Annotated in this window: 24 protein-coding genes and 1 pseudogene; 16 read left to right on the forward strand and 9 right to left on the reverse strand. The window is 69.5% G+C overall.

Going from position 1 to position 25136, the window contains the following annotated elements; translation table 11 throughout:
• Nucleotides 1-2: 2 nt before the first annotated feature.
• The 9 genes from H9L22_RS16210 (at nt 3) to H9L22_RS16250 (ending at nt 8383) form a co-directional block, all read left to right on the forward strand.
• On the forward strand, nt 3-716 hold the full coding sequence (locus H9L22_RS16210) for a GNAT family N-acetyltransferase (RefSeq protein ID WP_187720803.1): 714 nt from the start codon (nt 3-5) through the stop codon (nt 714-716).
• Between the two features lie 40 nt (nt 717-756).
• A complete protein-coding gene (locus tag H9L22_RS16215) occupies nt 757-1686 on the forward strand; it encodes a siderophore-interacting protein (RefSeq protein ID WP_187720804.1) in 930 nt (309 codons plus the stop codon).
• 2 nt (nt 1687-1688) lie between these two features.
• The gene (locus H9L22_RS16220) at nt 1689-2726 is read left to right on the forward strand and encodes a FecCD family ABC transporter permease (RefSeq protein WP_187720805.1); all 1038 of its coding nucleotides are present in this window, start codon (nt 1689-1691) and stop codon (nt 2724-2726) included.
• A complete protein-coding gene (locus H9L22_RS16225; protein ID WP_226965937.1) occupies nt 2723-3652 on the forward strand; it encodes a FecCD family ABC transporter permease in 930 nt (309 codons plus the stop codon). Before H9L22_RS16220 ends, H9L22_RS16225 begins: the two co-directional genes overlap by 4 nt.
• Before the next feature lie 126 nt (nt 3653-3778).
• The gene (locus H9L22_RS16230) at nt 3779-4582 is read left to right on the forward strand and encodes an ABC transporter ATP-binding protein (RefSeq protein WP_187720806.1); all 804 of its coding nucleotides are present in this window, start codon (nt 3779-3781) and stop codon (nt 4580-4582) included.
• 40 nt (nt 4583-4622) lie between these two features.
• A complete protein-coding gene (locus tag H9L22_RS16235) occupies nt 4623-5681 on the forward strand; it encodes an iron-siderophore ABC transporter substrate-binding protein (RefSeq protein ID WP_187720807.1) in 1059 nt (352 codons plus the stop codon).
• 24 nt (nt 5682-5705) lie between these two features.
• Nucleotides 5706-6059, forward strand: coding sequence for an ArsC/Spx/MgsR family protein (locus tag H9L22_RS16240; RefSeq protein ID WP_187720808.1), 354 nt, complete (start codon nt 5706-5708; stop codon nt 6057-6059).
• Nucleotides 6060-6063: 4 nt separating this feature from the next.
• Nucleotides 6064-6684 carry a DUF1345 domain-containing protein gene (locus tag H9L22_RS16245; protein WP_187720809.1) on the forward strand — a complete coding sequence of 207 codons (621 nt, stop codon included), beginning with the start codon at nt 6064-6066 and terminating at the stop codon, nt 6682-6684.
• A gap of 517 nt (nt 6685-7201) precedes the next feature.
• Complete coding sequence (locus H9L22_RS16250; protein WP_264292638.1) at nt 7202-8383, forward strand: ISL3 family transposase; 1182 nt, start codon at nt 7202-7204, stop codon at nt 8381-8383.
• Here H9L22_RS16250 and H9L22_RS16255 read toward each other — a convergent pair.
• Nucleotides 8346-8930: an FHA domain-containing protein gene (locus H9L22_RS16255; RefSeq protein ID WP_187720811.1), complete on the reverse strand. Its 585-nt coding sequence runs from the start codon at nt 8928-8930 to the stop codon at nt 8346-8348. The genes H9L22_RS16250 and H9L22_RS16255 overlap by 38 nt on opposite strands.
• Before the next feature lie 295 nt (nt 8931-9225).
• On the opposite strand from H9L22_RS16255, the pseudogene H9L22_RS20650 reads away from it, so the two are divergent.
• The 3 genes and pseudogenes from H9L22_RS20650 to H9L22_RS16275 all read left to right on the forward strand — a co-directional run bounded on the left by H9L22_RS20650 (nt 9226) and on the right by H9L22_RS16275 (nt 12804).
• A pseudogene (locus H9L22_RS20650) lies at nt 9226-10997 on the forward strand (nSTAND1 domain-containing NTPase).
• On the forward strand, nt 10985-12589 hold the full coding sequence (locus H9L22_RS16270; protein ID WP_187720814.1) for a WD40 repeat domain-containing protein: 1605 nt from the start codon (nt 10985-10987) through the stop codon (nt 12587-12589). Before H9L22_RS20650 ends, H9L22_RS16270 begins: the two are co-directional and overlap by 13 nt.
• The gene (locus tag H9L22_RS16275) at nt 12589-12804 is read left to right on the forward strand and encodes a hypothetical protein (protein WP_187720815.1); all 216 of its coding nucleotides are present in this window, start codon (nt 12589-12591) and stop codon (nt 12802-12804) included. Before H9L22_RS16270 ends, H9L22_RS16275 begins: the two co-directional genes overlap by 1 nt.
• 35 nt (nt 12805-12839) lie before the next feature.
• Here H9L22_RS16275 and ald read toward each other — a convergent pair whose 3' ends face one another.
• Nucleotides 12840-13955, reverse strand: coding sequence for an alanine dehydrogenase (gene ald / locus H9L22_RS16280; protein WP_187720816.1), 1116 nt, complete (start codon nt 13953-13955; stop codon nt 12840-12842).
• A gap of 156 nt (nt 13956-14111) precedes the next feature.
• On the opposite strand from ald, the gene H9L22_RS16285 reads away from it, so the two are divergent.
• Both H9L22_RS16285 and H9L22_RS16290 read left to right on the forward strand, forming a co-directional pair.
• On the forward strand, nt 14112-14549 hold the full coding sequence (locus tag H9L22_RS16285) for a Fur family transcriptional regulator (protein WP_187720817.1): 438 nt from the start codon (nt 14112-14114) through the stop codon (nt 14547-14549).
• Entirely contained in the window at nt 14542-16020 is a 1479-nt protein-coding gene (locus H9L22_RS16290) for a catalase (RefSeq protein WP_320060560.1), read from the forward strand. Before H9L22_RS16285 ends, H9L22_RS16290 begins: the two co-directional genes overlap by 8 nt.
• Before the next feature lie 64 nt (nt 16021-16084).
• On the opposite strand, the gene H9L22_RS16295 is transcribed toward H9L22_RS16290, so the two are convergent.
• Genes H9L22_RS16295 through H9L22_RS16305 form a run of 3 tightly spaced genes read right to left on the reverse strand, consistent with a single transcriptional unit; the run spans nt 16085 to nt 17966 of the window.
• On the reverse strand, nt 16085-16678 hold the full coding sequence (locus H9L22_RS16295; protein ID WP_264292494.1) for a PfkB family carbohydrate kinase: 594 nt from the start codon (nt 16676-16678) through the stop codon (nt 16085-16087).
• On the reverse strand, nt 16675-16989 hold the full coding sequence (locus tag H9L22_RS19910; protein WP_187720818.1) for a PfkB family carbohydrate kinase: 315 nt from the start codon (nt 16987-16989) through the stop codon (nt 16675-16677). The genes H9L22_RS16295 and H9L22_RS19910 overlap by 4 nt, the downstream gene beginning before the upstream one ends.
• Nucleotides 16986-17966, reverse strand: a complete 981-nt coding sequence (locus H9L22_RS16305) for an ADP-ribosylglycohydrolase family protein (protein ID WP_187720819.1) — start codon at nt 17964-17966, stop codon at nt 16986-16988. Before H9L22_RS16305 ends, H9L22_RS19910 begins: the two co-directional genes overlap by 4 nt.
• Before the next feature lie 72 nt (nt 17967-18038).
• Here H9L22_RS16305 and H9L22_RS16310 point away from each other — a divergent pair, with 72 nt between their 5' ends.
• Nucleotides 18039-18704 (forward strand): DUF1707 SHOCT-like domain-containing protein, encoded by a 666-nt coding sequence (locus H9L22_RS16310; RefSeq protein WP_187720820.1) that lies wholly within the window; start codon nt 18039-18041, stop codon nt 18702-18704.
• A gap of 69 nt (nt 18705-18773) precedes the next feature.
• Here the strand turns inward: H9L22_RS16310 and H9L22_RS16315 are convergent, their stop codons facing one another.
• The 4 genes from H9L22_RS16315 to H9L22_RS16330 form a co-directional block, all read right to left on the reverse strand.
• Nucleotides 18774-20603, reverse strand: coding sequence for a glycoside hydrolase family 2 protein (locus H9L22_RS16315; RefSeq protein WP_226965938.1), 1830 nt, complete (start codon nt 20601-20603; stop codon nt 18774-18776).
• 52 nt (nt 20604-20655) lie between these two features.
• The gene (locus tag H9L22_RS16320; RefSeq protein WP_187720821.1) at nt 20656-21483 is read right to left on the reverse strand and encodes a carbohydrate ABC transporter permease; all 828 of its coding nucleotides are present in this window, start codon (nt 21481-21483) and stop codon (nt 20656-20658) included.
• Nucleotides 21480-22361 carry a carbohydrate ABC transporter permease gene (locus H9L22_RS16325; protein WP_187720822.1) on the reverse strand — a complete coding sequence of 294 codons (882 nt, stop codon included), beginning with the start codon at nt 22359-22361 and terminating at the stop codon, nt 21480-21482. Before H9L22_RS16325 ends, H9L22_RS16320 begins: the two co-directional genes overlap by 4 nt.
• Nucleotides 22362-22474: 113 nt before the next feature.
• Nucleotides 22475-23839: an ABC transporter substrate-binding protein gene (locus tag H9L22_RS16330; protein ID WP_187720823.1), complete on the reverse strand. Its 1365-nt coding sequence runs from the start codon at nt 23837-23839 to the stop codon at nt 22475-22477.
• 250 nt (nt 23840-24089) lie between these two features.
• Between H9L22_RS16330 and H9L22_RS16335 the strand changes: the two genes are divergently transcribed.
• Nucleotides 24090-25133 carry a LacI family DNA-binding transcriptional regulator gene (locus tag H9L22_RS16335; RefSeq protein ID WP_187720824.1) on the forward strand — a complete coding sequence of 348 codons (1044 nt, stop codon included), beginning with the start codon at nt 24090-24092 and terminating at the stop codon, nt 25131-25133.
• Nucleotides 25134-25136 lie beyond the last annotated feature (3 nt).

A 25136-nucleotide genomic window follows, 5' to 3' on the forward strand; every position in this document is an offset into this window, starting at 1 on the left:
GCATGACCCCTGTGATCGAAGCCGTGACGGATCCGGCGCGGCTGGGGCAGGTGTACCGGGAGATCCTGGCGCCGAGCTTCCCCGACACCGAGATCGTCGGGCGGGAGGAGTTCGTCGCGGCGGGCGCGAGCGGACACCTCGACGTCCTCGTCGCCAGTTCGGCCCCCGGAGGCGACCCGCTCGGCGTGGTCGTGGGGGAGCGACACGGTGACGGCGTGCTCGTCGACTGGCTCGCCGTCTCGGGCACCACCCGCGGCGGTGGCGTGGGCGCAGCGCTGATCGCCGCCGGGCTGGAACGCTGGCTCGCGGGAGGGGCGCTGCTGGTGCTCGGAGAGGTGGAGCGCCCCGACCTGTTCCCGGCGCACCCCGAGTACGGCGACCCCGCCAGGAGGCTCGCCTTCTACGAGCGGCTCGGCACGACGGTGATCAACCTGCCCTACTTCCAGCCCCCGATCGCCGACGGCAAGCCGCGGCTTCCGGGGCTTCTCCTGGTGGTGCTCGCGGCGGCCGACCCCTCGCCGGCGCCCCGCCGCCTCACGACTGCGGAGGTGGCCGCCGTCCGGGACGTGCTGACGGCGACGATGGGGGAGCCGGAGGCAGACGACGGGCAGACGGTGCGCGCCTTCGCGCCGCTGGACGATCCCGCGGGGCCGCGCCTGCTGCCCCTGTCGCGCTACGGAGAGGTGCCCGTCTCGGATGAGGGAAGCCTAACCTAAGGACTATTACGCAAGGGGACCTGCGTGTAATACTGGCGGCGTGACGAGCACCGCGACCACGACCCACGCCCGCCCCGCCTACCGGGCCTTCCGGGTGCGTGTCGCGCGCAGGCAGGCACTCACGCCCCACTTCACCCGGATCACGTTCGCCGGCGACGACCTCGCCGACTTCGGCACCGCCGGCTTCGACCAGCGGGTCAAGGTCGTCCTGCCCCTGCCGGACTCCGGGTTCGCCCACTTCCCCGACTGCGACGACTGGTACACGGCCTGGCGTGCCCTGCCCGCCGAGCAGCGGAACCCGTTTCGCACCTACACGATCCGCGACGTGCGCCCCGGGGACCTGGAGGTCGACATCGACTTCGTCGGCCACGGCGACGAAGGGCCCGCGAGCCGCTGGGCGGCCCGCGCAGCCGTCGGCGACGAGGCGGTCATCGTCGGACCCGACGAGCGGAGCCCCGGCCGGACCCTCGGCATCGACTGGCGACCCGGCCGCGTCGAGACGATCCTCCTCGCCGGCGACGAGACGGCAGCGCCCGCCATCGGTGCCATCCTCGAGTCCCTGCCCGTCGACGCGACGGGCGTCGCGCTGATCGAGGTGCCCGACGTCGCCGACACGCTCCCGCTGCTGGCCCCCGACGGCGTCGACGTGCGCTTCCTGCCCCGCAGCCCCGACGGCGCACACGGGCAGCGGCTCATCCCTGCCGTCCGCGAGTGGGTGGTGCGCACCTGCTGCGCCGCCGGCTGCATCCCGGTGCCCGGGCGCCCCGTCGAGTTCGACGACCCCGACGACGCGCCCCTGTGGGACGTCCCGGAGGGCGTCAGCCTCGACGGCGAGTGCTACGCGTGGATCGCCGGCGAGGCCGGCCTCGTCAAGGCCTTGCGCCGCTTCCTCGTCTCCGACGCGGGGCTCGACCGTCACCGGATCGCCTTCATGGGCTACTGGCGCCAGGGGCGCGCCGAGCTGGACTGACCATGTCCGCCGACACGATCACCCCGGCCGTCGCTGTCGGGGCCGTCCTCAGAGCCCGCAGCCGCCGCACCGCGCTGGTCTTCGTGCTCGCCGCCGCACTGCTGGCGGCGGTCGCCGTCGCCAGCATCCTCGTCGGGGTCCGCGGCATCGACCCCGCCGCCGTCTGGCAGGCGTTCACGCATCCCGTGGCAGACGACGTCGACCACATGGTGGTCCTGCAGCAGCGACTTCCCCGGACCCTCATCGGCCTGGCCGCGGGCGCGGCCCTCGGCGTCGCCGGCGTCGTCATCCAGGGGGTCACGCGCAACCCGATCGCCGACCCCGGCCTGCTCGGCGTCAACTCCGGCGCCTCGCTCGCCGTCGTGCTGGCCATCTCGTTCCTCGGGGTCACCTCGGCCGTCGGGTTCGTCTGGTTCGCGTTCGCGGGCGCGGCCCTGGCCGCCGCCGTCGTGTTCTCGTTCGGTCATGCGCAGCCGGTCCAGTTGGCCCTGGTCGGGGCCGCGCTCGTCGCATTCGTCACCCCGCTCACGACCCTGGTGCTGCTGCGGGACCAGGAGACGTTCAACAGCTACCGCTTCTGGGTGATCGGGGCCCTGACCGGCCGCGACCTCGGGGTGCTGGCGTGGCTCCTGCCGTTCCTCGGCGCCGGCCTCGTGCTGGCCGTCTTCCTCGGGCACCGGCTCAACGGGCTCGCGCTGGGCGACGACATCGCCCGCGGGCTCGGCCAGAACGTCCGCGCCACCCGGCTCCTGGCGGGGCTCGCGATCGTGCTGCTCTGCGGCGTCGCCGTCTCGCTGGCCGGGCCCATCGCGTTGGTGGGGCTTGTGGTCCCGCACGCGGCCCGACGACTCGTGGGCAGCAACCACCACACGACGACGGCGCTGGCCGTGCTGCTCGGCCCCGTCATGCTGCTGGGCGCCGACGTGATCGGGCGGCTCGTCGTGCCCAACGCCGAGCTCGAGGCCGGCGTCGTGTGTGCCTTCATCGGGGCCCCGGTCCTGATCGCGGTGGCGAGGGGCAGGAAGGTGGCCGCGCTGTGAGCACCTCCGTCCCCGTCAGCCCTGGCCGCGGCGACGTTCCCGCCGAACTGGTCCGCCGTCGTCGCGTCACGGGACGGATCCGCGTCGTCGGCCTCCTGCTCGGGGCCGCCGTGCTGGTCGCCGGGGTGGCTGTGGCCGCGCTCATGCTCGGCGCCGCCGACCTCACCGGCGACGCCGTCCTGCGTGGCCTGCTCGGCGTCGGCTCGAAGTCGGAGAACCTGATCGTCGGGACGCTGCGGCTGCCCCGCATCCAGGCTGCGCTGCTGGCTGGTGCCGCGTTCGGGCTGGCCGGCGCCGTGTTCCAGTCGGTGCTGCGCAACCCGCTGGCCAGTCCCGACATCCTCGGGATCTCGTCGGGGGCCAGCCTCGGCGCCGTCGTGGCCGTCCTCGGGTGGGGCTGGAGCGGGGTGACCGTCTCGCTGAGCGCCTTCGCCGGCGCGTTGGCCGTCGCGGCGCTGATCTGGGGGTTGGCGTGGCGCCAGGGCCTGCACGGGCTGCGGTTCGTGCTGGTCGGCGTCGGGCTCGCGTACCTCAGCGGGTCGCTCATCAGCTGGCTGCTCAGTCAGGCGGACGTGCGCGAGGCGCAGCCGGTGCTGCTGTGGACCGTCGGCAGCGTCGCGGACGTGCGCGGCGGGGAGTTGGGCGGCCTCGCGCTTCTGGTGACGCTGTTCGCCGTCGTCGTCGCCCTGGCCGCGCGGCCCCTGCGGGTGCTGCCGCTGGGGGATGAGCTGGCCTCCGGCCTCGGCATCGCGCCCGACCGGGCCCGCCTCGTCCTCCTCCTCGCGGCCGTCGGGCTCGTCGCTTCCGCCACCAGCGTCGCCGGCCCCATCGCGTTCGTCGCGCTGCTGGCCGCCCCATCGCGCGACGTCTCCAGGACGACGGCGGCCCGGCGCTGTTCGTCGCCGCCGCCGTGGGCGCGCTGCTGACGCTGGCCGCCGACGTGCTCGGCCAACATGCGGTGCCCGGGGTGGTGGCGCCCGTCGGGATCGTCACCGGCCTCATCGGGGCCCCTACCTCCTCTTCCTCCTCGCCCGGCAACGAAAGGTCGCAGCATGACCGCGCTCCAGCACACCTTCGAGGCGGCCGGCCTCACCGCCGGCTACGACGGCCGCGCAGTCATCGAGGGCCTCGACTTCGCCGTTCCGCCCGGCAAGGTGACCGTCATCGTCGGACCCAACGCCTGCGGGAAGTCGACCCTGCTGCGGACGATGGCCGGCCTCCACCGGCCCATGGACGGCGAGATCCGCCTCGACGGCACCCCTGTGGGGGCCCTCGGACGGAGGAGGGTGGCCCGGGTCGTCGGCGTCCTTCCGCAGTCGTCGACCGCTCCCGACGGCGTCAGGGTTGCCGAACTCGTCGCCCGCGGCCGGTACCCCCACCAGGGCTGGTTCGGGCTGGCCGGGTCCGACGACGACGCCGTCGTTGCCAGGGCGCTGGCCGACACAGGCATCGCCGACCTGGCCGACCGGCGGGTCGAGGAGCTCTCCGGCGGGCAGCGGCAGCGGGTCTGGATCGCGATGGTGCTGGCGCAAGCCACCGACATCGTCCTGCTGGACGAGCCCACCACCTATCTCGACGTCACCCACCAACTCGAGCTGCTCGACCTGCTCGCCGACCTCAACCGCGAACGGGGCACCACCGTCGTGATGGTGCTGCACGAGCTCAACCTGGCCGCCCGGTACGCCGACCACCTCGTGATGATGCGTGACGGCGCCATCGTCGCGCAGGGCGAACCGGCCCTCATCGTCGACACCGCATCGATCCGTCACGTCTTCGGCCTCGACTGCCGCGTCGTCGACGACCCCGTCTCCGGCACCCCGCTCGTCGTCCCCATTGGACGCCGACACGCCGCCTGAAACCATCCGGAGCCCCGCTCCACGAACAGGAGATCCCGATATGCGTCTGCCCACCCTCGTGACCGTCGTCGCGGCCACCGCCACGCTAGCCCTGGCCGCCTGCGCGGCGCCGGCCTCGCCCGGATCGCCGTCCCCCAGTTCCGCGCCGACCGGCTCGGCGGCCCCCTCGACGGCGGCCCCGTCCGGAGCCACCGACACCTTCCCGCTCGAGGTCGCCAGCGCGCTCGGCACCGCCGTCATCGAGGCGGAGCCGACGCGCGTGGCCACGTGGGGGTGGGGCTCCACCGAGGCCACGCTCGCGTTGGGCGTCTACCCGGTCGCCGTCGCCGAGCAGTCCTGGACCGTCGGGGCAGGCAACCTGCTGCCCTGGGTCGAGGAGGCCTACGGCGACCAGCCGTTGCCGGATGTCCTGACCGACGCCGACGGCGGTGCCACCTTCCCGTACGAGGAGATCATCGCCGCCGATCCGGACCTGATCCTCGCCCCCTACTCCGGCCTGACGCAGGAGCAGTACGACACGCTCAGCGCGATCGCCCCGACCGTCGCCTACCCCGGCGCGCCGTGGACCACGACCTGGGAGGAGACGATCTCGATCACCGCGCAGGCATTGGGCCGCTCCGCCGCCGGGGACGCCGTCCTCGCGGGAATCGCCGGCACCCTGGCTGACATGAAGGCCGCGCATCCCGAGTTCGAGGGCAAGACGGTGGCGGGCGTCTGGGACGGCGACGGCTTCGTCTACGTCTACACCGCTGCCGATCCGCGTGTGGGGATCCTCGAGGAGGTCGGCCTGACGGTCGCGCCCAGTGTTTCCGCGCTGGACACGTCCGGCGGCGGGTTCTTCTTCGAGCTGAGCTACGAGCAGCTCGACAAGCTGGATGCCGACATCGTCATCAGCTACCACGGCTCCGAGGCGGAGGCTGCGGAGTTCCTGACGAAGCCTGCCCTGCAGGCCATCCCCGCCGTCAAGGCCGGCCGCGTGGCCCAGGTGACCGACCCGGTGGCCGTGTCGTCGGTGTCGCCGCCCACGGCGCTGACGTTCAACTGGGACGGCGGGCTGCCTGCGCTCGTCGAGAAGCTCTCGGTGGCCGCCGGCAAGTAGCGCCGCCGTGGCTAGGCTGGGGCGATGAGCGAGATCACCGTCCTCCACAACCCGCGCTGCTCGACATCCCGCGCCGCCGTCGAGACCGTGACGGCGGCCGGGATCCCGGCCACGGTCCGCAACTACCTGAAGGAGCCGCTAACCCGCGACGAGTGGCTCGACGTGCTGGCCAAGCTGGACGCCGAGCCGACCGAGCTGGTGCGCAGGGACCCGAACTTCGAGCGGTCCGGGCTCACCGACGGCGATGTCGCGTCGGCCGAGCAGGTCGCCTCCGTGCTGGCCGAGCAGCCGCAGCTGGCGCAGCGTCCCGTCCTCATCCGGGGCGACAGAGCCATCATCGGTCGCCCGAAGTCGGCCGTCGAGCCCTTCCTCGCCTGAGCCCATGACCCGCAGGAGCAGACGGCTGTTCCGGCTCACGCTCAGCGTGGCGGTTGGCGTCGCCGTCATGCTGCTGGTCGGGCTGACGGCCCGGATCGATCTCGGCATCGCCGCCGGGTGGGCGACGTTCGTCGCCGTGTACTGCACGTGGACCTGGGCCAGGCTCTGGCCCCTCGACGCCGTCAGGACGGCGGAGCACTCCCGGGAGGAGGACCCGGGCCGGGGGCTCGCCGACGTGATCCTGATCGTTGCCTCCATCGCGAGCGTCGCCGGGATGGGCTTCGTCCTCGTCGCCGGCGACCGGCCCGTCTCGACGGCGGCCCTCGGCGTCGCCTGCGTGGTGGCGTCATGGGTCCTGGTGCACACCATCTACGGCATCCGGTACGCCGACCTGTACTTCTCGTCTCCCGAGCCGCCCATCGACTTCGGGGACGAGCCGCCGCGTTACTCGGACTTCGCGTACCTGACGTTCTGCCTCGGGATGACGTTCCAAATCTCCGACACGAACCTCCGCACCAACCGGCTGCGGGTCACGGTGCTGGGGCACACGCTGCTCAGCTACTTCCTCGGCGCGGTCGTGCTCGCGGCCACGGTCAACCTCGTCTCCGGGCTCGCGGCCAGCTGACTACCCCAGGCGGGGTGGCATGCTCAGGGTGATGCAGCGTCGGCGTCAGGCCCCGGGGGAAGAGTTTCGCCGGAACTCTTCGTCGAGGAGTGGCAACTCCTGTGAGGTGATGATCCTGGCGTTGACAGCGTATTCAGCGAGCAGGACGCGGCGCCCGTTGGCCTGACGCCCGACCTCTCCCTTCAGCCCCCGGACCCCGATGCGGTCGAGCTTCTCGCAGACGTTATCCAGCTTGCGGTTGAACGGTTCTTCGGACTTGAGCGTGGGGTGAGCGTGGATCTGGTAGTGGGCGTGTCGGTGAGGTGAGAGGGGTCGAGGCCCTCAAGAATCAGGGTTACCACACCACTCGATTCCGAGGACCTCGACGATGACTGATCCTACTTGCTTCTGCCATGTTGCCGGCGTCTACTGTCAGCGCTGTGATCTTCTGGTCGGGCTGCCCGGGCTGCATGTGATCGGCGTCCAGCGCGACGAGGTAGGGCTGCGGGTGGAGGTCGAATCAGCGGCCCCGCCGGTGATGGGATGCCCTGTCTGCGGGGTGGTCGCGCATGCCCATGGCCGGCAACAGGTCGAGTTGATCGACGCTCCCTGTTTCACGGCGCCGGTCAGATTGTGGTGGCGGAAACGACGATGGGTATGTCCCGAACCATCCTGTCCGGTGACCTCGTTCATGGAGCAAGACCCGGCTATCGCGCCACGGCGGGGACTGCTCACGGTGCGGGCGACGAGGTGGGCGATCGGGCAGATGCGGCGGGAGAATGCCTCCGTCCAGGGTCTGGCCCGGCAGCTCGGCTGCGGCTGGAAGACGCTATGGCGGGCCATCAGGCCGGTCCTTGAGGCTGCTGCCGATGACGAGGACCGTTTCGCCGGTGTCGGCTCGCTGGGCGTCGACGAACACATTTGGCATCATGTCTCGACCAAACCGGTCGGGCTTGGTGGGCGGGGCCCGAAAGAGTTCACCGGCATGGTCGATCTGACCCGTGACAAGGACGGACACATCACGGCCAGGCTCCTGGACCTGGTTCCCGGCCGCTCCGGCGAGGCCTACAAGACCTGGCTGCGGGACCGCGGTGACATGTTCCGCAAGGGCGTTACGGTCGCCACTTTGGATCCTTTCCACGGCTACAAGAACGCAATCGATGACCAGTTGGCGGACGCCATCGCGGTCCTCGATGCGTTCCATGTCGTCAAGCTCGGCACCGCCGCTGTTGATCAGGTCCGGCGCCGGGTCCAGCAGGACATCCACGGCCATCGGGGCCGCCGAGATGATCCGCTCTACCGGATCCGTAACCTGCTGCGCGCTGGCCGGGAACACCTCACCGACAGGCAGAAGACTCGCCTCGAGGGAGCGTTCGCCGCTGACGAGCGCCATGTCGAGGTCGAGGTCGCCTGGCACTGCGCTCAACAGCTGCGATCGGTCTACCACCAACCCTGCCATGCCGACGGGCGTCGGATAGCGGAGAAGGTCCTCGCCGCGTTCCCGGCCTGTCCGATCCCGGAGATCGCCCGCCTGGGACGGACCCTGAACCAGTGGCGCGAAGCGTTCCTGGGCTACTTCACCACCGCAGGGGCCAACAACGGGGGCACCGAGGCCATCAACGGGCTGATCGAACTCGCCCGCCGCGTCGCCAGAGGGTTCCGCAACCCCGACAACTACCGCCTCAGAATGCTCCTGATCGGCGGCGGTCTACGCATCTGACCCCACGCTCAAGTCCGAAGAGCCGGTTGAACCGGGTCTGGGTCCAGCCCAGCCTGCGCGCCGCCTGGGCCGCCGTCGGTACGGCCCAGACGCCGGTCCCAACACGCTTCAGTAGGGGCTCAGCCACCGCGAGCATGGCGAGAAGTTGGCTCTCGGTGAAGGATGCGCCGCTCATCCCAGCCCCGGAGACCTCGGTCACCCTTGGCGCCACCACGATCTCGACAGGGGCGCTTTCGAGGGTCAGGTTCAGCTCATAGCTGTACGGGCCAGCTGCGAAACGCACCACGGTGTGTGGAATCAGGAGAGGCAGCGTGCCGCCTGGCCCGAGCTCGCTGCGGCTCACATTTCCGGGATCGGTCAGGAGCACGCTGTCTCGGGAGCCGACGTTCGTCAGCCACCAGAAGCCTTCGGAGTGGTGGAGCGTCAGAAAATCCCGATGCAGGTAGGGGGTCTCGTCAATGATGAGGTCACCGGTGCGGCCCATAGTGAAGACCCGACCGGGCTGAAGTAGGTGTGCTTCTCCTGCGATCTCTACCTGCATGCTCATGCATTCACCCCCGGCGGAGTCCCTGAGTCGATTCCGTGGCTCGACCCGCGCCAATGACCATGCATGTGTCTTCTCCTCCGCCGCCTTGGTTAAATACTGACGTTATGGGACATGGGTCCTAACTGGGTAGCGTTCCGGGTGTACGAAGTCGTACGGGTTTGAAAAACGCTGTAGAGGTCCGTACGGACAGGGTTCTGACTAGGCGTTATTCGAAACCTTCGGGGAAACTTCTGCGCATATCTCACAAGGTGTGGGTGCGTGAAATGGGTCGATGACCCCTGGATAACATTCAGGCATGAAGCCGCCGACCTCGAGAGCCGAGCTTGTTGACGTCCTGCAGAAGGCGCGGCTTCAGAAGGGATGGTCGCTGCGGAGGGCCGCAGGGACCGCCGGCGTCGCCCACTCCACCGTCCAGGGCTGGTTCGACGGGCGGCACCTCCCGACGCATGCACTGACCTCCGATTTCCTGAACCTCGCCGAGGCGTTGGAACTCATCGACGGCGTGGAGGAAAGGGAGGAATGGGGCGGCGCGCTCGGCGCTATCCGTGGCGTGCCGACGCCCAAGGAAGCCCCGTACGTCGGACTGCGTCCCTATTCGACAGCTGACACTGCCCTTTACTTCGGCCGGGAGCGGGCTTATTCGGAACTTGTCGCGGCCTGTCTGCGCGGCGATCGGGAAGGTCTCATCACGGTCATCGTGATCGGCGATTCCGGTGCGGGTAAGTCATCCCTTCTCGCGGCGGGACTCGTCGGCGGAGCCCTGGGGCAAGGGGGGCCGCTGGAAGGGCTTGTTCCGTGCTGGGTGGAGCCGGCGGATCTGCCCAGCTTCTCGCCACCGGAAGAGCCCTGCCTGATTCTCGTCGACCAATTCGAGGAGGCGCAGAAACTCCCCGAAGAGGAACAGAAAGCGATCTTCGACGCGTTGGCGGGACTGCCTGCGCACGCCACCGTCGTCGTCGCCCTGACGGCGGAGGCATTCGGTTTCGCGATGCGGGACGACCGACTCGCCCGGCACCTCGACACCCACGTCCGGGTCGCCTCTCTCTCCGAGGACGAGTACCGCCGCATCATCGAGGAGCCCGCGCGTCTCCGCGGGCGGCCGGTGACTCCCGCGCTGACTGATCTGCTCGTCTACGACATGGGGCTCTACGGCGAGCCGCGGCCGGCCACGGTGCTTCCGCTGCTCTCCAGCGTGCTGCGCCGCTGCTGGGACGCCGCCGGGGTGACACCCTCAAGACCAGGGACTACCTGCGCACCGGTGGGCTGTGGGGCGCCGTCGACGGCACGGCCGAGGACGTCTACGGGGCGATCGACGAGAAACAACGCCCCCTTGTGCAGCGACTGATGCTGTCTCTCGTCCGCGTCGAGGGCACCCAGATCCTGCGACGCAGGATCCCCGTCGACGCGGTGGACGACGAGCTGCGGGGCATCGCGGACAGATTCGAGGCAGCGCGCCTCCTCGTCCGGCGCGACGGCCAGCTCGCCATCGCGCACGACGCCCTGCTCAGGCACTGGGAGCGGCTCAAGGGATGGGTGGAGGAGGCGTCGGCCTCGCTGCTGATCGGTCGACGCATCCACATGGCGACGCAGCTGTGGGACGAGAGCGGCCGGTCATCCGACGCGCTGCGCCCCGCGGAGGCCGAGCTCTGGCACACGTGGTCGGAGGGGGAGGAGACACCCCTGCTGTCCGATCTGGAGCGCGAGTTCATCGAGCTCAGCCGCGAACAGGCGGCGGTGGAGGCGACCCGACAGCACGACACGATCCGCAGGATGCGCAACCGGTTGGCGATCGCGGTGGTGGCCGGCGTCCTGGCCTGCGTCATGGCGGCCGGGGCCCTGCTCGCGGGCGGGCGGGCCGAGGCTGCGACACGGTCGGCCCAGGGCAGGCAGATCGCGCTCGTGGCCGATGACATCCGGAACATCACCCCGAACATCGCCGGCCAGCTCAGCGTCGCCGCGCTCTCGCTCGACGACTCCGTCGAGACCCGGTCGGCCGTTGTGAAGTCGGCCGGCATACCGATGCCGGAGCGGGCCACGGGCCCGCAGGCAACACGATGGTCGCCCTGACCGATCGCGGTGACATCGTCCGCGGTGACAGCTCCGGCACCGTCACGATCTGGCGCGACGGCGACCTCTCCAGCACGCCGCTCACGTTCGCCAGCGGCGGCGGCCAGATCTTCGCGCTCCAGGCCACCAATCTGAACGGTAGGGACCTCGTCTTCGTGGGCGGCCAGCAGACCGCCGGGGTCTGGGACATCACGAACGAGCCCCGGTCCCTGGGCGACTTCGGTGCCGACACCGTCGTCTACAGCGCCACCTGGCAGGCCGGCACCGTCCTGTTCGGAACGCTCGAAGGTCAGGTCCGGCGGGTCGACGTGACCGACGCGGCCGCCCCGAGCGTCCTCGACCCCATCCAGCTGGGCGACGAGGTGGCCGTGACGGCGGTCGCCGCCACCGGTCACCTGGTGATCGCAGGCGGCCGGGCTGGGGTCCTCGACCTCTACTCCTGGGCGGACGGCGCGCACCTCGGGGAGGAGCCGGTCGCCGGAACCGTCCTGTCCCTGTCGCTGTCGCCGAACAATGGCCAGGTGGTCGCGGGGACGACCAGCAACGTCGCCGGCCTGTGGACCATCGACGCCGACGGACTGCGTGACGCCGTCACCTGGGACCTGCCCGCGTCGGTCAACTCCGTCCTGCACCGGGGCAGCACGGTGCTCGTCGCCGGCTCCTTCACCGCCGTGCACGAGTACGGACTCGACGGCTCCCTGCGCAGGCAGTGGCCGGAGCGGACCGTCTCCGTCAGCCTCGCCGCGCTGGACGACGCCGTGGTCGTCGGGGCCACGGAGGGCGTCGTGACGCTGTGGGACACCTCGGCTGACGATGTGGTGTTCCGCTACACCGAGGGGCGGCTCTTCGACGTGATCCCCGGCAGCGACAGCGTGCTGTTCGGCAGCAACCGGGGCCCCAGGGTGTTCGACCGCGACGCCGGCGGCTGGCGGCAGCTGCCGCTGCGCACGGACGAGACGGTCGAGCTCAACGCCTACTACGGGCTCAGCGACCACGGCGGCACCCTGGTGAACCAGACGCGTGACGGCCGCCTGCTCACGTTCCACCGCGAGGCCGACTCGTTCGTGGAGGTCGACGACATCGCCCTTCCCGAGGCGCTGGCCGACCTGCGCGTGTCGCCGTCGGGCCGGTACCTGGCCCTCGGGATCCAGGGCAAGGTCGGCTACCGCCTGCTCCACTGGGGCGGGGAGACCTGGGAGGAGATCGGCACCGTCGACGCTTGGCCCGGAGGTGCCGCCTTCGTCGGCGACTCGGTCTTCGCCGCGATGGGCGTCAACGGGCAGGACTTCTCGGTGTGGTCGCTCGGCGGAGCCGCGGAGCCCACGCATCTGACCCAGGTCGACATGCTGGACGATGAGGTGCCGGTGGGCTTCGCTGGCGCGAGCGGACTGCTCGCGGTGGGCGACTCCGCCGGAGAGATCACCGTCTACTCCTTGAGGAATCCAGTCGAACCGGAGGTGCGGTTCGTGCTGCACGATGCCAGGTCGTCGATCTCGCAGCTGTCCTTTTCCGCCGACACGAAACGGCTCCTGGCCTCCACGCGTGAGGGCTTGTGTGGGCCTGGGACGTGTCCGCGGACGAGGCGGAGTTGATGCTCCGGCTGGAGCCGGATGCGGCCGGCGTGCAGGGAGTTGCCGAATATGACGGCTGGATCCTGATGACGCTGTCTGACGGCCGGGCGAGGGCCTGGCCCACAGACCCCAGCGAGGTGGGCAGGGATCTGTGCTCCCGCTTCGGGGAGGAGCTGACCGAGGACGAGTGGCTGCGGCTGGTGCCCGGTGTGCCGTTCATCCAGGGGTGCGGCTGACCCGGCGGCCACCAACCCATCAGACCCCGGGCCCGTCAGTCGTCCAGGACGTCCCCGACCGGCGTCCAGTCGCGCCCCACGGCGTCTGCCACCGGCTCGCTCGTGAGCAGGCCCCCATGGGTCGACACGCCCCGGGCCAGCGACGCGTCAGCCAGTGAGGCGCCACGCCAGCCGCGGTCGGCCAGTGAGGTGACGTACGGCAGCGTCGCATTCGTCAGCGCCCAGGTCGACGTCGTCGCCACGGCGGCCGGAATGTTGGACACGCAGTAGAACAGCGAGTCGTGGACGGGGTACGTCGGGTGCTCGTGCGTGGTGGGTCGGCTCGACTCGAAGCATCCGCCCTGGTCGATCGACACGTCGACGAGCACCGAGCCGGGCTGCATCCGGGAGACCAGCTCGTCGCTGACCAGTCGCGGCGTGCGCCCGCCGGGGATCAGCACGGTGCCGATCACGAGGTCGGCCGTGAGCACCTCCTGCTCGACGGTCAGCGCCGTCGACGCCAGTTGGCGCACCCGGTTTTCCCACCGTCGCTGCGCCGCGCGGAGCTTGTGGAGGTTGGTGTCGAGCAGGGTGACGTCCGCGCCCATGCCCATGGCGACGGCCGCGGCGTTCTGCCCCGCCACGCCTGCCCCGAGGATGACGACCTTTGCGTTGGCGACGCCGCCGATCCCGCCCATGAGAACCCCGCGTCCGCCGTTGGTGCGCATCAGCGCCTGCGCGCCGAGCTGCGGCGCCAGGCATCCCGCGACCTCGCTCATGGGGTAGAGCAGAGGCAGCATGCCGGACTCAAGCTGCACCGTCTCGTAGGCGATCGTGGTCGCTCCGGACGCCAGCAGGGCATCGACGAGCGGCCGGTCGGCGGCCAGGTGGAGGTAGGTGAAGACGGTGAGCCCCTCGCGGAGGTGACCGTATTCCTCCGGCAGCGGCTCCTTGACCTTGACGACGAGTTCGGCATCGTCCCAGGCGTGCGCAGCGTCGACGATGGTCGCGCCGGCGGCGCGGTAGTCGTCGTCGCTGAAGCTGGCGTTGCGGCCGGCGTCGGTCTCGATCAGCACCTGGTGGCCACGGGCGGTGAGCTCCCGGGCGCCGGCCGGCGTCATGGCGACCCGGAACTCGCTGTTCTTGATCTCGCGGGGCACGCCGATGCGCATCGAAACCTTCTCTCGTTCGTCCGCCGTCCGACGGTGCGTCCACCCTAGCCGCGGCGGCGGCGGACGGGAATGGTTGACGCAGAGGGCGGAAACAGCCTGTGAATTGGAAACATCGCTTATTGGACACTTTCCAGATAAAGGGCTAAGGTGCTTGTCATGGAGCAGAACTGGGCGGAGGCGCTACACGATGCCGGCCTTCGCGTCACCGCCGGACGGGTCGCCGTGCTCACCGAGCTCAGCGAGCGGCCCCACCTCGGCGTTGGCGAGATCACCGACGCGGTGCGTTCCCGTGCCGGCACCGCCTCGGTGCAGGCGGTGTACGACGCGCTCGCCGCGCTGCACAAGGCCGCGCTCATCCGGCGGGTCGAGCCGGCCGGCCAGCCGCCCCGATACGAACTCCAGAACGGTGACAACCACCATCACCTGATGTGCCGATCCTGCGGCGCGATGCGCGACGTCGCCTGCTCCATCGGACACTCACCCTGTTTGTCCCCCAGTCAGACCCATGGCTTCGTCATCGACGAGGCCGAGGTCATCTACTGGGGTTGTGTGCACAGTGCAACGAACCTGACGAGAGGACAACTACATGAGTAACAGCGAGACGATGGGCCAGCAGCTCCCCGCCGGGGTGTCGACCCGACTCAATGGCGCCCCGACCGAGTCGGACGCCCACTCGCTGACCGTCGGCAACGACGGCCCGATCGTCCTCCACGACGTCCACCTGGTCGAGCAGCTCGCGCACTTCAACCGTGAGCGTGTCGCCGAGCGTAGCCCCCACGCCAAGGGCTCCGGTGCCTTCGGTACGTTCACCGTCACCGGTGACGTGACGGCCTACACCAAGGCCGCCCCGTTCCAGCCGGGCGTCGAGACCCCCATGCTGGCGCGTTTCTCCACGGTCGCCGGTGAGCAGGGCTCGCCCGACACCTGGCGCGACGTCCGCGGCTTCTCGGTCCGCTGGTACTCGAGTGAGGGCAACCTCGACATCGTCGGCAACAACACTCCGGTCTTCTTCCTGCGCGATCCGCTGAAGTTCCCGCACTTCATCCGCTCGCAGAAGCGCCTGCCCTCGTCGGGCCTGCGTGACGCGACGATGCAGTGGGACTTCTGGACGGCGTCGCCCGAGTCGGCGCACCAGGTGACCTACCTCATGGGTGACCGCGGCCTGCCCGCGTCCTGGCGGCACATGCACGGCTTCTCCTCCCACACCTACATGTGGGTCAACGAGGCCGGCGAGCAGTTCTGGGTGAAGTACCACTTCCGCACGAACCAGGGCGAGCAGAACCTCACCAACGCCGAGGCTGCGACCATCGCGGGTCAGGACGCCGACTACCACCGTCGCGACCTGTACGACGCCATCGAGCGCGAGGAGTTCCCGTCGTGGACCCTCAAGGTGCAGATCATGCCGTTCGCGGAGGCCAAGGAGTACCGCTTCAACCCCTTCGACCTGACCAAGACCTGGTCGCAGAAGGACTACCCCCTCATCGAGGTGGGCACCATGGAGCTGAACCGGAACCCGGCCAACTTCTACGCGCAGATCGAGCAGGCCGCGTTCTCGCCGTCGAACATGATCCCCGGCACCGGCATCTCGCCCGACAAGATGCTCATGGCCCGCGTGTTCGCCTACCCGGACGCCCAGCGCGCCCGCATCGGCTCCAACTTCCACCAGCTGCCGGTCAACCGTCCCGTCACCGCCGAGTTCAACAACTACGCGGAGCAGGGGCACATGCAGTACGCCCACACCGGTGACGCCCCGGGCTACGCGCCCAACAGCTACGGCCGCATGTTCTCCGACGCCCAGGTGACAGTGGACAACGGCTGGGAGTCCGACGGCGCCCTCGTGCGCTCGGCTGCCACCCTGCACGCCGAGGACGACGACTTCGGCCAGGCCGGCACCCTCGTGCGCGAGGTCTTCGACGACGCGCAGCGTGACCGCTTCGTGGAGACCGTCTCGGGGGCGCTTGCCGGCGTGGCCGAGGAGGTCCTCGTGCGGGCGTTCGCATACTGGCGAAACGTCGACGAGACCATCGGTCGCCGGATCGAGGAAGCGGTTCGCGCCGCCGCCTGACCCGCTGCACCACGGTTCGGAGCCGCGTCCCTGACAAGGGGCGCGGCTCCCGCCGTCTCCGGGGTCACCCCAGGGCGGCGGCCAGTTCCGCGCTCGTCGGGCCCGTCGCGGATCCGGCCCTCGTGACGGCAAGGGCGCCGGCGGCGTTGGCCAGACGCACGGCCTCCGGCAGCTCCAGGCCGCCGGCAAGGCCTGCCAGCAGTGCCCCGGCATGCGCGTCGCCGGCGCCCGTCGAGTCGACGACGGTGACGGGCAGGCTGGGGATGAGCTCCGGGGCGCGGCCGCGGCGGTGCAGCCAGGCGCCCTCCGCGCCGACCCGCGCCACGACGGCGCCGGTCTCCGGCAGCCTGTCCAGCAGCCGCAGCCGGCCGCCGGTATCGTCCTCTCCGAGGATCCGCAGCTCCCGCTCGTTCAGGCTCAGTACGTCGGTCACCGCCAGCACCCGGTCCAGCAGGTCTGCGGGGACCTCCGCGACGAGCGGCCCAGGATCGACCAGCAGTGTGGCGGGCCGGTAGCGATCGAGCAGGGCGGCCACGGCGGGCCCGGTCTCCGGGTACAGCAGGTCGTACCCGCTGACGTAGAGGGAGTCGCCCCCGGTCCAGTCGATCAGCCCGAAGTCGGCGTCGGTCAGTGTCTGTTCGACGCCGGGACTCGTCACGAAGGTCCGCTCCCCGTCGGGCTCGACGAACCCGATGCAGGTGCCGGAGTCGCCGTCGGCGAGGGGAGGAGGAGCTCTGTGCCCAGCCCGCGCAGCGCGCCCGCGAGCATGGAGCCGAGAGGGCCCGACCCCAGCCTGCCCGCGAGCGCGGTGGGCAGCCCGAGCCGTGCCGCGGCGGCGAGGATGTTGAAGGCGCCGCCCGGCTGCACCGCCACGGGCCCGGCCAGCACGTCGCCGCCACGCTCAGGGAGGGAGGGCACCGTCATCATCTGGTCGGCGATCACGCTGCCGATCACGACGAGCCGCGTCATCGGCGCAGCCCCGCCAGCGTCCTTGCGGTGCCGCGCAGGTCGAGCCCGGGATTCGCGGACTCCAGTTCGACGACGGCGTCCGGCGGGAACGCGTCCACCCCGCAGCAAGCGCCGTAGACGGCGCCCGCCATGGCTGCGACCGTGTCGGAATCGCCGCCCAGCGAGGCAGCGGCGCACAGCCCTGCCCACGGGTCGTGCGGGAACGCGGCGACGACGGCCAGCGCGGCGGGCACGGCCTCCTGGGTGGCGACGGAGGTGCCGACCAGGGTGTCGATCGCCTCCAGCGGGTCCTCGCCCAACGCCAGTGAGATGGCCCAGCGGATCCGGTGCGGGACCGACGCCCCCGGGGTCGCATGGCCGAGAGCCGCGCCGAACTCGGCGGCGGCGACCGCCACCTCGAGCGCGTCCGGGATCGAGGCGCCTTCGATGCCCGCCGAGACGGCTGCGGCGATTGCGGCAGCGCCGGCGTTGGCGATGCGGGTGTTGTGCGTCAGCACGTTGACGGCGGCGACCTGCTCGACCAGCCGGGCCAGCGGGAACGGGGCGTGGACGATGCCGAGCGGAGCGACCCGCATGGCTGCCCCGTTGGTGTCGCCCCAGCGGCCAGTCTCCGTCGGGGAGGCCCCGGCGCGGAACGCCTCGATCGCCCGCAGCGTCGATGGCCCGAGCAGGTCGAGCGAGCCGAGGGCCTCCATCTCGTGGTGCCAGTCGCTCAGCGCGGTCGCGAACGCCGTCAGGTCGACGGTGCCGTCGCCGTCGATCAGGAGACGGGCGAGGATGAGCGCCTGCGCAGTGTCGTCGGTCACGGTGCCCGCCAGTTGCCCGGGGCTGATGGGGTTCTCGGCGGGGCCGGGCAGGAAACGGTCGATCGAACCGAGAAGCTCGGCGATGCGGCCACGAGTGAGCATCTGGGTCGGCATGCCCAGCGCGTCTCCCATTGCGAGCCCGACGAGGGCGCCTTCGGCACGTGCGGTCATGACGGCAGCCTAGTGTCCCGTGTCAGCTGGGGGTGGGGAGGGAGCAAGCCCCTTGTCGGTCACAATGGGGCGATGGACATCCCGCACGTTGATGACAAGGTCAGGATCGCCCCAGCGCTCCGCGAGCGCGCTGTCGAGGTGACCAGGCAGGCCGCCGCGGACGGCCGGATCGAGTTCGATGAGCTCGGCGGTCGCGTGGGGCGCTGCCTGGAGGCCAGGACGCAGGGTGATCTGCGGGCCGTGCTCGGTGACCTGATCCCGTCGGCCGACCTGGAGGCCTTCCTCCGCGAGGCGCCGCCGATGCTGAGCGGTCCCGGCTCCACCTGGGACGACCCGCTGTACCTCAAGGCGGTCGGCTTCCAGGCCCTGAAGAGGGAGGGCGCCTGGGAGGTGCCCCCGTTCATCGAGGTGATGGGCACCAGCATGAACACGATCATGCTGAACTTCCTGGAGGCCATCCCGCTCGCCTCCGTCATCGACATCGTGGCCGTCACCCAGGGCACCCTGACCATCATCGTCCCCGAGGGGTGGGGAGTCGACGTCGAGCGCGTCGCCGGCACCAGCCAGGGCATGTTCAGCACCCGGGTGGCGTCGCGCCCGACGAAGGGTCTGCCGCGCATCGTGCTGAGCGGTCAGATCGTCATGGGCAAGGTGCGCTACGCGTCCCGCAGGGAGCTGCGTCGCCTGGAGCAACGACTGGGGCGGACCCCGGTGCCGCAGTTGCCTGCCGGCAGCTGAGCCCGCAGACGCGACGAGGCGCCACCGCCGTTGCGGGCGGTGGCGCCTCGTCGCCTGTCCGGGGGCCCGTCAGCCGCGGTCACCGTCCGTGGTGTCCTCGAACGCGGCTCGCTGCTTCTGAATCGCGCTGATTCGATCGACGTCGAACTTCAGGCTGCGGTCGAAGCCGTAGATGCCGTTCTGTTCCTGGAAGGTGTCCGTCAGCTGCGTGTAGCAGTAGCCGAACATGCGGGGATCCTCGAGCAGCACGTTGGTGAGGCCTTCGAACCGGGCGTACCACTCCTCCAGCGTGCGCACCCGGGAGCCGTAGCCCCAGGAATCGACGCGGTTCGGATCCTGCTCGGCATCCGGGTCGACGGCCGCCAGTTCGCTGTTCCACCAGATGCCGCCGTACTCGGAGACGAAGTACGGCTGGCCGGCGTAGTCGATGGAGATGACCCGCCCGTCGTGCTCGTTCTGGTACGGGGTGTCCGTGGCCAGCCCGGCGTGGTTCTCGCGGAACTTCGCAGGGTTCTGCTCGTAGTCGTGCGAGTCGTAGACGTCGGCGCCGCGCACGCGGTGCGAGTAGCCGGACGTGTCCAGGACCGGGCGGGTGGGATCGGACGCCTTCGTTGCCAGGTACATGCCGTGGGTCACGTCGTCGAGCTGCGAGATCCGGTCGCCCATCGGCTGCCAGGTCTCATTGAGCGGGCACCAGCCGACGATCGACGGGTGGTTCCTGTCGCGTCGCAGCACCTCCACCCACTGGGTGATGAAGGATGCCGTCGGCTGCTGGTGGTCGCCCGCTGGGCCGTGCCCGCCGGCTCCCCAGTCGCCGAACTCGCCCCAGACCAGGTAACCGAGCTTGTCCGCGTGGTAATAGAAGCGCTCCTCGAACACCTTCTGGTGCAGCCTCGCCCCGTTGAAGCCAGCGGCCATGGCCAGCTCGATGTCCGCGCGCAGGGCTTCGTCCGACGGGGAGGTCATGAGGGTGTCCGGCCAGTAGCCCTGGTCGAGGACGAGCCGCTGAAACACCGGCTCCCCGTTCAGCAGCAGGCGCCGGCCGTCGATGGTCACCGACCGGAGGCCGGCGTAAGAGCCGACCTCGTCGAGGAGTTCGTCGCCGGCGACGACGCGGACCGTGAGGTCGTAGAGGTGCGGATCGGCGGGCGACCAGGTGCGGACCCTGTCGGCCGGGATCGGCAGCCGCAGGCTGGGACCCATCTCGACGACGGGGACGGAGGCGCGAGCGACCTCGCCCGCCTCGTCGCGGAGGACGGCCTCAAGCGTCGTCCCGGGGCGGTGGCCGGAGATTTCCGCGCCCACCGTGAAGGAGGTGTCGCCGAGGTTCGGCACGATGTGGACCGAGGAGAGGTGGGTCCGTCCGACGGCCTCAAGCCACACCGTCTGCCAGATGCCGGTGGTGCGCGTGTAGAAGCACTCGGAGTTGTAGTACCAGTTGGCCTGCTTGCCGCGAGCCTGCGGCACACCGTGCGGATCCCGGGCCCGGACCACGAGGGTGAACTCTTCCCCGGCGGTGACGAGTCCGGCGAGGTTCGCCGTGAAGGAGGAGAAGCCGCCGCGGTGCCGGGCGACCTCCTGGCCGTCGACCCACACCGTCGCGTCGTGGTCGACGGCCCCGAAGTGGAGCAGGACGTCGCGACCCTCCCACGATTCGGGGAGCCGGACCGTCCTGCGGTACCAGACCGCGTTGAGGAAGTCAGTGTCGCCGATGCCGGAGGCGGTCGACTCGGGGGCGAACGGCACGAGGATCTCGCGGCCGTAGGGGGCATCGACGAGCCCGCGCTCGAACCCGGAGTCCCCGGCGTCGATCTCGAACTCCCAGGTGCCGTTGAGGTTCAGCCAGTCGGCCCGGACCAGCTGTGGTCGGGGGTGTTCCGGCTTGGGGATGACGCTCACGCTGATCGTCTCTCTCTCTTTGCTGTGGTGTAGGTGAGGAGTGGGGGAGGGCTCAGCCCTTGATGCCGGTCATGCTGACGCCCTTGACGATGAACCGTTCGAGCAGGATGAACAGCACGATCATGGGCAGCGAGGCGACCATGTTCGCCGTCATCGGCAGCACGCGGTCGATCGTGTAGGTGCCGGCGAAGGTGGGAATACCGATCGGCAAGGTGAACATGTTGCTGTTCATCGAGACGAGCAGCGGCCACAGGTAGTTGTTCCAGCTACCCGTGAACGAGAAGATGCCGACGGTGATCATGATCGTCTTCGACAGCGGCAGCACGACGTGCCAGAAGATGCGCCAGTAGCCGGCGCCGTCGATGCGGGCGGCCTCTATCAGTTCGTTGGGGATCTGCCGCATGAACGCCACCATGATGATGAGGTTCATCGAGACGGCGATGCCCGGCAGGAGCAGGCCCGGGTACGTGTCGACGAGGCCGAAGCTGTTGGTCGTCACGAAGAGCGGGATGATCATGGCCTCGACCGGGATCATCATGCCCAGCATGAAGTAGATGTAGAGGATCCCGCGGCCGCGGAATCCGATCTTGGCGATCGCATAGGCGGCGAGCGGGGTGACCACCAGGGTCAGCGCCGTCGACAGGACCGCGACGAGGGTGCTGTTGTACACCCAGATGATCACGTCGGAGCCGAGCAGGACCCGCGGGTAGTTCTCGAGCGTGTACGGCGGCAGGAACCAGTTGATCGAGTTGCCGATCTGGCTGCCCTCCCGCTTCAGGGAGACGGCGAGCGCCCAGACGACGGGCAGCAGCACGATGATGGCCGAGAAGACCGTGAAGACGGTGAGGAAGACCCCACCGAAACTCATCCGCTTCTTCATGAGCGCTGGCTCCTTCCCTGCAGGCGGACCTGGACCAGCGAGAAGACCAGGAGGATGACGAACAGGGCGAACGACATGGCGGAGGCGTATCCCATGTTGTCCTTGCCGAAGCCCTGGACGTAGACGTACTGGACGATCGACCTCGTCGAGGTGCCCGGGCCGCCGCCGGTGATCAGCTGTGTCTGGCCGAAGACCTTGAAGGAGGCGAGCACCTGGAGCAGGAGCACGAGCCAGTGCGTGTTCGACAGCAGCGGCAGCGTGATCGAGAACAGCTGCCGGAACTTCGAGGCGCCGTCGATGTCGGCCGCCTCGTAGACCTCGTCGGGGATCTCCTGCAGGGCCGCGAGGTACAGCAGCATGCTGAAGCCGACCGTCCACCACACGGTCGTCACCGACAGGGTGATCCAGTTGAGGCCGTTGCCCTGGATCCACTGCGGCTCGACGCCCGGGGGCAGCAGGCCGATGTCGTGGAGCAGGTTGTTGATGAAGCCCTGGTGCGGCTCCGCCATGAAGATGGCCACGAACGAGATCACGGAGACCGACAGGACGCTCGGGATGTAGAACGCCGAGCGGGCGAACTTCCGGATCTTCGTGGGGCGGTTGGCCATGAGGGCGAACGAAATGGCGGTCAGCATCAGCATCGGCACGGTGATGAGCGTGAAGATGGTGGTGTTGCCCAGTGCGCCCCAGAAGTACTTGTCCCCGAACGCCTTGGTGAAGTTGTCGAGGCCGACGAACTTCTGGGGGCCCATCAGCCCCCACTTCCACAGGCTGATCCACATGCCCTGGAAGACCGGCCAGATCGTGAAGACCGTGTACAACAGCCCGAAGGGCAGTATGAAGAGCAGGGCGATCCAGAATCTCTTCTTCGATTCCATTGACACTCCTCCTTGAGTGGCAGGTACTTGCGATGCCGATCGCTCGGCCGGGCCGGTGCCTGGCGTGGGGTCCCGCCAGGCACCGGCGGTCGGCTGAGGCGACGGTTCCTGACTCAGGAGAGGTCGGACTCCATCTCGCTGATCATGTCCTCGATGCCCTGTGCGGGCTCGGCCTGACCGGCCCAGATCATGTTTAGGTTCGTGATCATGGTCTCCTTGAGCGCGTAGAAGTTCTCGTTCTGCGGGGGCAGGATCGCGGTCTCCTTCGCCTCCATGTAGTTGCTGCGGAAGGGCAGCTTGGCGTACTCAGGATTGTCGGTCACGGTCTTGTTGGACGGGATCTGACCGGAGGAGGCCCAGGTGAGCCCACCCTCGGAGGCGACGTAGTTGATGAAGTCCACAGCCGCCTGGGTGTCCTCGGCGCTGCGATCCTTCTTGGTCGGGATGATGAGAACGTGCGAGTCGGCCCAGCCGGCATCGCTGCCGTTGAAGAGGCTCGGGAACGGCTGCAGACCGAAGTTCAGCCCGTCCGTGCCGCTGAACGGGCCCACCGCCCAGGTGCCGCCGAAGAACATTCCGGCCTTGCCCTCCTGGAACAGCTGCTGCGCGTCCTGGATGCCCTCGAGCGAGTAGCCGTCGGCCCAGATGCTGTTGACGAACTCGGCTGCCTCAACGGCCTTGTCCTTGTCGATGGTGATCTCGCTGCCGTCGTCGGAGACGATGGGCGTGCCGCCGAGCTGGAAGTAGGTGGCCCACCACGTGCGGTAGGGGTCATCGCCCTGCTGCGACAAGGAGATCGGCGCGGTGCCCTCCGGGGCGGAAGCCTTGATCTTCCCGAGGACGTCGAGGAACTCCTCGGAGCTCTCGATGGAGATCATCCCGTCGCCGTCGGGGGCGACTCCTGCCGCGGTCAGCAGGTCCGAGTTGGTGTAGAGGATCCAGGCATGGGTGTCCAGCGGAATCGCGTACTTCTCGCCGTCGAACGTCACGCTGTCGACAGAGGCCTTCGGGTAGTCGTCCCAGTTCGTCCCGGCTGCGGTGGCGTACTCGTCGATCGGCTGGACGATGCCCTTCGCGACGAGCTCCGGGAGTTTGGACACGTGGGAGACGCCGATGTCCGGGCCGCGGTTCGCGGCGACGGCCGTCGACAGCTTCGTGTAGTAGTCGGCCCACACGAGCATGACCGACTGGACGCCCTTCGAGGGGCTAGTTCCGTTGTAGTCGGTGATGATCTGGTCCATGAAGGCGCCGTCGCCGCCGGAGAACAGCGACCAGAAGACGAGCTTGTTCGGGTCGACTTCCACGCTCTCCGGGTCGTTGACTGTGCCGTCCTCGTTGACCGCGGGCAGGCTGCCGCTGGACGAGGGGGCGGGATCAGTCGCGCCGCCACCGCCGCCACCGCCGCCACCGCCCGCGCAGGCCGTGAATGCAAGGGATGCTCCGAGCGCCAGCGCGCAGAGTCTGAACAACTTCTTCATCTTCGGGGTCTCCTTTCTGCGGCGCGACGTCTGTGTCCACGCCCAATAACCCAAAGCCCAGGCGCCTGTTGTGGTGGAGATCGCTCCCGACGCCCAACGCGGTTTGCCTCGATGCAACCCGCGTTTGCCACGAGTGTAAGCAAATTTGCCTCGATGCAACCGGGATGTCCGAATCTTTATAGGATCGTTGTCATCGCCCCGCGTCTGAGCCGCCGGGGCGCCCGTGAGAGGCTAAGGGCGGGGGTTGAGAATGGTTTCCAGACGGGATGTCGCGACCGATGCGGGGGTCTCCGAGAGGACCGTCTCGAACGTCGTCAATGGGTTCGAACACGTGGCCCCAGCCACCAGGGCGAGGGTGCTGGCCAGTATCCAGCGGCTGTCGTACCGGCCGAGTGAGCTGGCCCGCAGCCTGAAGCGTGGGCGGTCGGGGCTCATCGGGCTCATGTTGCCCCAACTCGACAACCCGTACTTCGCCGAGATCACCCGCACCCTGGTGCAGGAGGGGACCAGCCATGGGTTGACCGTCGTCATCGACCAGACGGACGGCGACCGGGCACTCGAACTCGCGTGGCTGGGCAGGGCGAACGGCGCGCTCTTCGACGCCATGATCCTCAGCCCGCTCAGCCTCGTCCGCACGGACTTCGACGCCCTGCACCCGGGGATCCCGATCGTGTTCCTCGGCGAGGACCACTATCCGGGTTTCGACCGGGTGGCCGTCGACAGCGTCGAGGCGAGCCGGACCGCGACGGCGCATCTGCTCGCGGCCGGGAGGCATCGCATCGCAGCATTCGGCGCCAACACGAGGCCTGGCGGCACCAGCGCCCAGCGGCTCGCGGGGTACCGGGCGGCGGTCGAAGATGCCGGTGTCGAGTTCGACGAGGAGCTCGTGATCCATCTCAGCGGCTTCACGCGGGCCGAGGGATACCGTGCGATGTGCGAACTGCTGGATCGCGGCGTCGAGGTGGACGGGATCTTCTGTTTCGCGGATCCCATGGCGCTCGGTGCCATCCGCGCCCTGAACGAGCGGGGCATCCGGGTCCCGGAGGACGTGGCCGTGGTCGGATTCGACGACGTCGAGGAGGGGCTGTTCTCCACCCCGAGCCTCACCAGCATCCGCCCGGACAAGGACTGGCTCGCGCGGACCGCCTTCGACCGGTTGCTCAGGCGGCTCAACGGCGAGGACCTGCAGCCGGAGTTCCTTCCCATCCCCTTCGACCTGACGGTCAGGGAGACGGCTCCCGCGCCCGGAACCCAGGGGCGGGTGCCGGAGCTGGCTGAGGCTAGGGCAGACTAGCCC

The organism is Tessaracoccus defluvii, assembly GCF_014489575.1.
GTDB classification, from domain to species: Bacteria; Actinomycetota; Actinomycetes; order Propionibacteriales; family Propionibacteriaceae; genus Arachnia; species Arachnia defluvii.

Coding starts and splice junctions, on each gene's coding strand:
- H9L22_RS16235 (WP_187720807.1), top strand. CDS start 4,623: ATGCGTCTGCCCACCCTCGTGACCGTCGTCGCGGCCACCGCCACGCTA.
- H9L22_RS16255 (WP_187720811.1), bottom strand. CDS start 8,930: ATGAGCATGCAGGTAGAGATCGCAGGAGAAGCACACCTACTTCAGCCC.
- H9L22_RS16220 (WP_187720805.1), top strand. CDS start 1,689: ATGTCCGCCGACACGATCACCCCGGCCGTCGCTGTCGGGGCCGTCCTC.
- H9L22_RS16210 (WP_187720803.1), top strand. CDS start 3: ATGACCCCTGTGATCGAAGCCGTGACGGATCCGGCGCGGCTGGGGCAG.
- H9L22_RS19910 (WP_187720818.1), bottom strand. CDS start 16,989: ATGACGCGGCTCGTCGTGATCGGCAGCGTGATCGCCGACCAGATGATG.
- H9L22_RS16320 (WP_187720821.1), bottom strand. CDS start 21,483: ATGAAGAAGCGGATGAGTTTCGGTGGGGTCTTCCTCACCGTCTTCACG.
- H9L22_RS16325 (WP_187720822.1), bottom strand. CDS start 22,361: ATGGAATCGAAGAAGAGATTCTGGATCGCCCTGCTCTTCATACTGCCC.
- H9L22_RS16240 (WP_187720808.1), top strand. CDS start 5,706: ATGAGCGAGATCACCGTCCTCCACAACCCGCGCTGCTCGACATCCCGC.
- H9L22_RS16285 (WP_187720817.1), top strand. CDS start 14,112: ATGGAGCAGAACTGGGCGGAGGCGCTACACGATGCCGGCCTTCGCGTC.
- H9L22_RS16270 (WP_187720814.1), top strand. CDS start 10,985: ATGGTCGCCCTGACCGATCGCGGTGACATCGTCCGCGGTGACAGCTCC.
- H9L22_RS16230 (WP_187720806.1), top strand. CDS start 3,779: ATGACCGCGCTCCAGCACACCTTCGAGGCGGCCGGCCTCACCGCCGGC.
- H9L22_RS16305 (WP_187720819.1), bottom strand. CDS start 17,966: ATGACCGCACGTGCCGAAGGCGCCCTCGTCGGGCTCGCAATGGGAGAC.
- H9L22_RS16310 (WP_187720820.1), top strand. CDS start 18,039: ATGGACATCCCGCACGTTGATGACAAGGTCAGGATCGCCCCAGCGCTC.
- H9L22_RS16290 (WP_320060560.1), top strand. CDS start 14,542: ATGAGTAACAGCGAGACGATGGGCCAGCAGCTCCCCGCCGGGGTGTCG.
- ald (WP_187720816.1), bottom strand. CDS start 13,955: ATGCGCATCGGCGTGCCCCGCGAGATCAAGAACAGCGAGTTCCGGGTC.
- H9L22_RS16330 (WP_187720823.1), bottom strand. CDS start 23,839: ATGAAGAAGTTGTTCAGACTCTGCGCGCTGGCGCTCGGAGCATCCCTT.
- H9L22_RS16245 (WP_187720809.1), top strand. CDS start 6,064: ATGACCCGCAGGAGCAGACGGCTGTTCCGGCTCACGCTCAGCGTGGCG.
- H9L22_RS16250 (WP_264292638.1), top strand. CDS start 7,202: ATGGGATGCCCTGTCTGCGGGGTGGTCGCGCATGCCCATGGCCGGCAA.
- H9L22_RS16335 (WP_187720824.1), top strand. CDS start 24,090: ATGGTTTCCAGACGGGATGTCGCGACCGATGCGGGGGTCTCCGAGAGG.
- H9L22_RS16275 (WP_187720815.1), top strand. CDS start 12,589: ATGCTCCGGCTGGAGCCGGATGCGGCCGGCGTGCAGGGAGTTGCCGAA.